The sequence below is a fragment of the Enterobacter cloacae complex sp. SYL003 genome, from assembly GCF_049236925.1.
Classification (GTDB): Bacteria; Pseudomonadota; Gammaproteobacteria; order Enterobacterales; family Enterobacteriaceae; genus Enterobacter; species Enterobacter intestinihominis.
The window spans coordinates 1-6,319 of record NZ_JBMKJK010000040.1 but is presented as its reverse complement, the minus strand read 5'-3'; the positions used below and the strand labels follow the sequence as shown (position 1 = coordinate 6,319).

The following is a 6,319-nucleotide window of genomic DNA, read 5'->3' as shown; positions in this document are numbered from 1 at the left end:
GAACTCAGAAGTGAAACGCCGTAGCGCCGATGGTAGTGTGGGGTCTCCCCATGTGAGAGTAGGGAACTGCCAGGCATCAAACAGAAAGAACCCCGTACCGGAAGGTGCGGGGTTTTTTGCTTTTGTTTTTCTCCCTCTCCCAGTGGGAGAGGGCCGGGGTGAGGGCATCAAACCGCACCATCCCCTCCTTGAAACTTTCTCACCTTTCGCTTGCAGACTCGACATTAAGCCCGTTTCTGGGTATCGTTAGCTGTCTGGATGTCTAAACGTTTATACGTATGTTGTGAGGATTTAAGGTTATGCCGATTCGGGTGCAGGACGAGCTACCAGCCGTCAATTTCTTGCGTGAAGAGAATGTCTTCGTCATGACGGCTTCGCGTGCGACAGGTCAGGAAATTCGCCCGCTGAAGGTGCTTATTCTCAATCTGATGCCAAAAAAGATCGAAACGGAGAACCAGTTCCTGCGTTTGCTCTCCAACTCTCCGCTTCAGGTTGATATCCAGCTGCTGCGCATTGACGCCCGTGAGTCACGCAACACGCCTGCTGAGCATCTGAATAACTTCTACTGTAATTTTGAAGATATTCGCGATGAGAATTTCGATGGACTGATCGTCACCGGCGCACCGCTGGGTCTGGTGGAATTTAATGACGTTGCCTACTGGCCACAAATCAGGCAGGTGCTGGAGTGGGCAAAAGATCACGTCACGTCCACCTTATTTGTCTGTTGGGCGGTACAGGCCGCATTGAATATCCTGTATGGTATTCCCAAGCAAACCCGCAGCGACAAACTTTCTGGCGTATACGAACACCACATTCTTCACCCGCATGCGCTGCTGACGCGTGGTTTCGATGACACTTTCCTGGCTCCGCATTCTCGCTACGCCGATTTTCCGGCACAGCTGATCCGCGATTATACCGACCTGGAAATCCTGGCCGAAACGGAAGACGGCGATGCCTACCTGTTCGCCAGTAAAGACAAACGCATCGCGTTCGTTACCGGCCATCCTGAGTACGATCCGCATACCCTCGCGTCAGAGTATTTTCGTGACGTTGAAGCGGGTCTGAATCCGGATGTCCCGTACAACTATTTCCCGAAAAACGATCCGCAAAACACGCCTCGGGCAACCTGGCGTAGTCACGGAAATCTGCTGTTCACTAACTGGCTCAACTATTACGTCTACCAGATTACGCCGTACGATCTGCGCCACATGAATCCGACGCTGGAGTAATCGTCTGCATTAAACGATCCTAAAGCGTTTCAGCTATTCAGATCAGGCACCTTCAGGTGCCTTTTTTATTTCCGAAATCCAACTCAACATCGTGAAAAACTTTAATCCCAAATTAATCATGCAGTTGTGATTGGGTGTGGATTAAAATGGAAATTGTTTTTGATTTTGGAAAAAATATAGATAGTCTTAATTCTGCTGAGCGAAAACTACACAACGATCTTTCGCTCGCATCGGGGGCGTGATTTTGGATCTTTGATGAGGAGCAGAACGATGACTCAACAGGCAACAACGGTCGATGAACTGACCTTTACCCAGCCGAATGGTGAGCAAGAACAGCAAGTTTTGACGGCAGAAGCGGTAGAGTTTCTGACTGAACTGGTGACTCGCTTTACGCCACAGCGTAATAAACTGCTGGCGGCACGCATTCATCAACAGCAGGAGATCGATAACGGCAAGTTGCCAGGGTTTATTTCGGAAACCGCTTCCATTCGTCATGGTGAATGGAAAATTCGCGGAATCCCTGAAGATTTACAGGATCGTCGCGTAGAGATCACCGGCCCGGTAGAGCGCAAAATGGTGATTAACGCCATGAATGCCAACGTCAAAGTATTTATGGCGGACTTCGAAGATTCCCTCGCGCCGGACTGGCAGAAAGTTATCGACGGGCAGATCAACCTGCGCGACGCCGTCAACGGCACCATCAGCTATACCAACGAAGCCGGTAAAATTTACCAGCTCAAACCGAATCCGGCGGTGCTGATCTGCCGCGTACGCGGTCTGCATTTGCCAGAAAAACACGTTACGTGGCGCGGAGAAGCGATTCCGGGCAGCCTGTTCGACTTTGCGCTGTACTTCTTCCACAACCATAAGAACCTGCTGGCGAAAGGCAGCGGCCCCTATTTCTATCTGCCGAAAACCCAGTCCTGGCAGGAAGCGGCGTGGTGGAGTGAAGTCTTCAGCTACGCAGAAGACCGTTTCAGCCTGCCGCGCGGCACCATTAAGGCCACGCTGCTGATTGAAACCCTGCCAGCCGTATTCCAGATGCATGAGATCCTCCATGCGCTGCGTGACCATATTGTGGGCCTGAACTGCGGCCGCTGGGATTACATCTTCAGCTACATCAAAACCCTGAAAAACCATGCCGACCGGGTATTGCCGGATCGTCAGGTTGTCACCATGGATAAACCCTTCCTCAGCGCCTACTCGCGCCTGCTGATTAAGACCTGCCACAAACGCGGCGCCTTTGCGATGGGCGGTATGGCGGCCTTTATCCCGAGCAAAGATGCTGAGCGTAACAACCAGGTGCTCAACAAGGTGAAAGCCGATAAAGAACTGGAAGCCCGTAACGGCCACGACGGGACGTGGATTGCCCACCCCGGTCTGGCCGACACGGCGATGGAGGTCTTCAACCGCGTACTCGGCGATAACAAAAACCAGCTGTTTGTCACCCGTGAAGACGATGCGCCAATCGCAGAAGAACAGTTGCTTGCGCCGTGTGCGGGCGAGCGTACGGAAGAGGGCATGCGCGCCAATATTCGCGTCGCCGTGCAGTACATCGAGGCATGGATCTCCGGCAACGGCTGCGTGCCGATCTACGGCCTGATGGAAGATGCCGCCACGGCGGAAATTTCACGTACCTCCATCTGGCAGTGGATCCATCATCAAAAAACGCTCAGCAACGGCAAACCGGTCACCAAAGCCCTGTTCCGTCAGATGCTGGCCGAAGAGATGCGGGTCATCCAGGACGAACTGGGCGAGCACCGCTTCAGCAGCGGGCGTTTTAATGACGCTGCGCGCCTGATGGAGCAAATCACCACCTCTGATGACTTAATCGACTTCCTGACCCTGCCGGGCTACCGCTTCCTGGCGTAATTCACCACATAACAATATGGAGCATCTGCACATGAAAACCCGTACCCAACAGATCGAAGAGTTACAAAAAGAGTGGACCCAACCGCGCTGGGAAGGCATTCGCCGTCCGTACAGCGCAGAGGAAGTGGTGAAGTTACGCGGCTCGGTTAACCCGGAGTGTACGCTGGCGCAGAACGGCGCGGCGAAAATGTGGGATCTGCTGCACGGGGGGTCTAAAAAAGGTTATATCAACAGCCTCGGCGCACTGACTGGCGGTCAGGCATTGCAGCAGGCGAAGGCCGGCATTGAAGCTATCTATCTTTCCGGCTGGCAGGTCGCGGCGGATGCTAACCTGGCCTCCAGCATGTATCCGGATCAATCTCTTTACCCGGCGAACTCGGTGCCGTCAGTGGTAGATCGGATCAACAATACCTTCCGTCGTGCGGATCAGATCCAGTGGGCTGCGGGCATCGAGCCCCACGATCCGCGTTTTATTGATTATTTCCTGCCGATCGTCGCCGATGCGGAAGCCGGTTTCGGCGGTGTGCTGAACGCCTTTGAGCTGATGAAATCGATGATTGAGGCCGGTGCAGCGGCCGTACACTTTGAAGATCAGCTGGCGTCGGTGAAGAAGTGTGGGCATATGGGCGGGAAAGTGCTGGTGCCAACTCAGGAAGCGATCCAGAAGCTGGTTGCCGCGCGTCTGGCTGCTGACGTGCTCGGCGTGCCGACGCTGGTCATTGCTCGTACCGATGCGGACGCAGCGGACCTGATCACCTCTGACTGCGACCCGTACGACAGCGAATTCATCACCGGCGAACGCACCAGCGAAGGGTTCTATCGCACGCATGCCGGTATTGAACAGGCGATCAGCCGCGGCCTGGCGTATGCCCCTTACGCCGACCTGGTCTGGTGTGAAACCTCCACGCCGGATCTGGCGCTGGCGAAGCGCTTTGCCGATGCGATTCATGCGAAATATCCGGGCAAGCTGCTGGCCTATAACTGTTCACCGTCCTTCAACTGGCAAAAAAATCTGGACGACACGACCATCGCCAGCTTCCAGCAGCAGCTGTCGGATATGGGCTACAAGTACCAGTTCATCACCCTGGCGGGTATCCACAGCATGTGGTTCAACATGTTCGACCTGGCGCATGCCTACGCACAGGGCGAAGGCATGAAGCACTATGTTGAGAAGGTACAGCAGCCAGAATTTGCGGCGGGCAAAGAGGGTTACACCTTCGTTTCGCACCAGCAGGAGGTGGGAACCGGCTACTTCGATAATGTGACCACGATTATTCAGGGCGGGACTTCCTCCGTCACGGCATTAACGGGCTCAACGGAAGAAGCACAGTTCTGATCTTTCCCCCTCTCCCCCCCCGGGGAGAGGGTTGGGGTGAGGGGGAATATATGTCGCGTGGTCTGGAATTACTGATAGCCCAAACTATTTTGCAGGGCTTCGATGCCCAGTATGGCCGCTTTCTGGAAGTTACCTCTGGCGCGCAACAGCGTTTTGAGCACGCCGACTGGCACGCGGTTCAGCAGGCCATGAAGCAGCGTATCCATCTCTATGATCACCACGTAGGTCTGGTGGTGGAACAACTGCGCTGTATCACCGACGGTAAAAGCCCGGATGCGGAATTTTTACTGCGCGTGAAAGAGCATTACACCCATCTGTTACCCGACTACCCGCGCTTCGAGATTGCGGAGAGCTTTTTCAACTCCGTCTATTGCCGGTTATTTGACCACCGCTCATTATCTCCTGAGCGGTTATTTATCTTCAGCTCCCAGCCCGAGCGACGCTTCCGTACCATTCCGCGTCCGCTGGCGAAAGATTTCTTTCCCGATCGCGGCTGGGAAAAGCTCCTGCACCGCGTCTTAACGGATTTGCCGCTGCGCCTGCCGTGGCAGAATAAACCCCGGGATATCGGCTATACCCACGCGTATCTCAGTGAAACCTTCGGTGAGGCGGTGCTCAGCCGCAGCCATTTGCAGGTTGCCAACGAGCTTTTCTACCGCAATAAGGCCGCCTGGCTGGTGGGCAAACTGGTTACGCCGACAGCCATCGTGCCGTTTCTGCTGCCCATTCACCGTACCGACGACGGCGAACTGTTTGTCGATACCTGCCTGACTACCAGCGCTGAGGCGAGTATCGTATTTGGCTTCGCCCGCTCCTATTTCATGGTCTACGCCCCGCTGCCCGCCGCCCTGGTGGAGTGGCTGCGCGAGATCCTGCCGGGTAAAACCACCGCCGAGCTGTATATGGCGATTGGCTGTCAGAAGCATGCCAAAACGGAGAGTTATCGGGAATACCTGCGTTATGTCACCACGGCTGATGAGCAGTTTATCGAAGCGCCGGGTATCCGCGGCATGGTGATGCTGGTCTTCACGCTGCCGGGCTTTGATCGGGTGTTTAAGGTGATTAAGGATAAATTCGCCCCGCAGAAAGAGATGACCGCAGCCCACGTCCGTGCCTGCTATCAGCTGGTAAAAGAGCACGATCGCGTCGGGCGAATGGCCGATACCCAGGAGTTTGAAAACTTTGTGCTGGATAAGCAGCAGATCGATCCGGCGCTAATGACGCTGCTCATGCAGGAAGCGCCGACGAAAATTACCGATCTTGGCGATAAGATTGCGATCAGCCATCTCTACATTGAGCGCCGTATGGTGCCGCTAAATATCTGGCTGGAACAGTCAGAGGGCCAGGCTTTACGTGATGCCATCGAAGAGTACGGCAACGCCATCCGCCAGCTCGCCGCTGCCAATATTTTCCCCGGGGATATGCTGTTTAAAAACTTCGGCGTCACCCGTCACGGGCGGGTGGTGTTCTACGATTACGATGAAATTTGCTACATGACCGAGGTGAACTTCCGCGATATCCCGCCGCCGCGCTACCCGGAAGATGAACTGTCCAGCGAGCCTTGGTACAGCGTCTCGCCGGGCGATGTGTTTCCGGAGGAGTTTCGCCACTGGCTGTGTGCGGACCCACGCATCGGGCCGTTATTTGAAGAGATGCATGCCGATCTGTTCCGCGCCAGCTACTGGCGCGGGCTGCAAGCGCGGATTAAAAACGGGCACGTGGAAGATGTCTACGCTTACCGCCGCAAGCAGCGGTTTTGCATCCGCTTTTCTCCCTCTCCCGCAGGGTAAGGGCATCATGTTTTCTCCCTCTCCCTGTGGGCTGAGGGATCCCCAGTAATTTTTTTATGCAGAAGCAATAAAGTTGCTTTCTAAATGACTGA

General features: G+C 54.8%; 4 protein-coding genes and 1 rRNA gene. All 5 read left to right on the top strand.

From position 1 onward, the window contains the following. A 5S ribosomal RNA gene (gene rrf / locus ACOT1A_RS24250) occupies positions 1 to 75 on the top strand; the annotation flags it as partial. 224 nt (positions 76 to 299) lie between these two features. Further along, positions 300 to 1,229, top strand: a complete 930-nt coding sequence (gene metA, locus ACOT1A_RS24245) for a homoserine O-acetyltransferase MetA (RefSeq protein ID WP_022646716.1) — start codon at positions 300 to 302, stop codon at positions 1,227 to 1,229. 270 nt (positions 1,230 to 1,499) lie between these two features. Then, the gene (aceB, locus tag ACOT1A_RS24240; RefSeq protein WP_023299079.1) at positions 1,500 to 3,101 is read left to right on the top strand and encodes a malate synthase A; all 1,602 of its coding nucleotides are present in this window, start codon (positions 1,500 to 1,502) and stop codon (positions 3,099 to 3,101) included. 31 nt (positions 3,102 to 3,132) lie between these two features. After that, positions 3,133 to 4,437, top strand: coding sequence for an isocitrate lyase (gene aceA, locus ACOT1A_RS24235; RefSeq protein WP_017694726.1), 1,305 nt, complete (start codon positions 3,133 to 3,135; stop codon positions 4,435 to 4,437). A gap of 50 nt (positions 4,438 to 4,487) precedes the next feature. Continuing rightward, on the top strand, positions 4,488 to 6,227 hold the full coding sequence (gene aceK, locus ACOT1A_RS24230; RefSeq protein ID WP_105322905.1) for a bifunctional isocitrate dehydrogenase kinase/phosphatase: 1,740 nt from the start codon (positions 4,488 to 4,490) through the stop codon (positions 6,225 to 6,227). The last annotated feature ends 92 nt before the right edge of the window (positions 6,228 to 6,319 follow it).

What these genes read in the sequence shown, in the direction of transcription:
- aceB (WP_023299079.1), top strand. Translation starts at nt 1,500, where the DNA reads ATGACTCAACAGGCAACAACGGTCGATGAACTGACCTTTACCCAGCCG.
- aceA (WP_017694726.1), top strand. Translation starts at nt 3,133, where the DNA reads ATGAAAACCCGTACCCAACAGATCGAAGAGTTACAAAAAGAGTGGACC.
- metA (WP_022646716.1), top strand. Translation starts at nt 300, where the DNA reads ATGCCGATTCGGGTGCAGGACGAGCTACCAGCCGTCAATTTCTTGCGT.
- aceK (WP_105322905.1), top strand. Translation starts at nt 4,488, where the DNA reads ATGTCGCGTGGTCTGGAATTACTGATAGCCCAAACTATTTTGCAGGGC.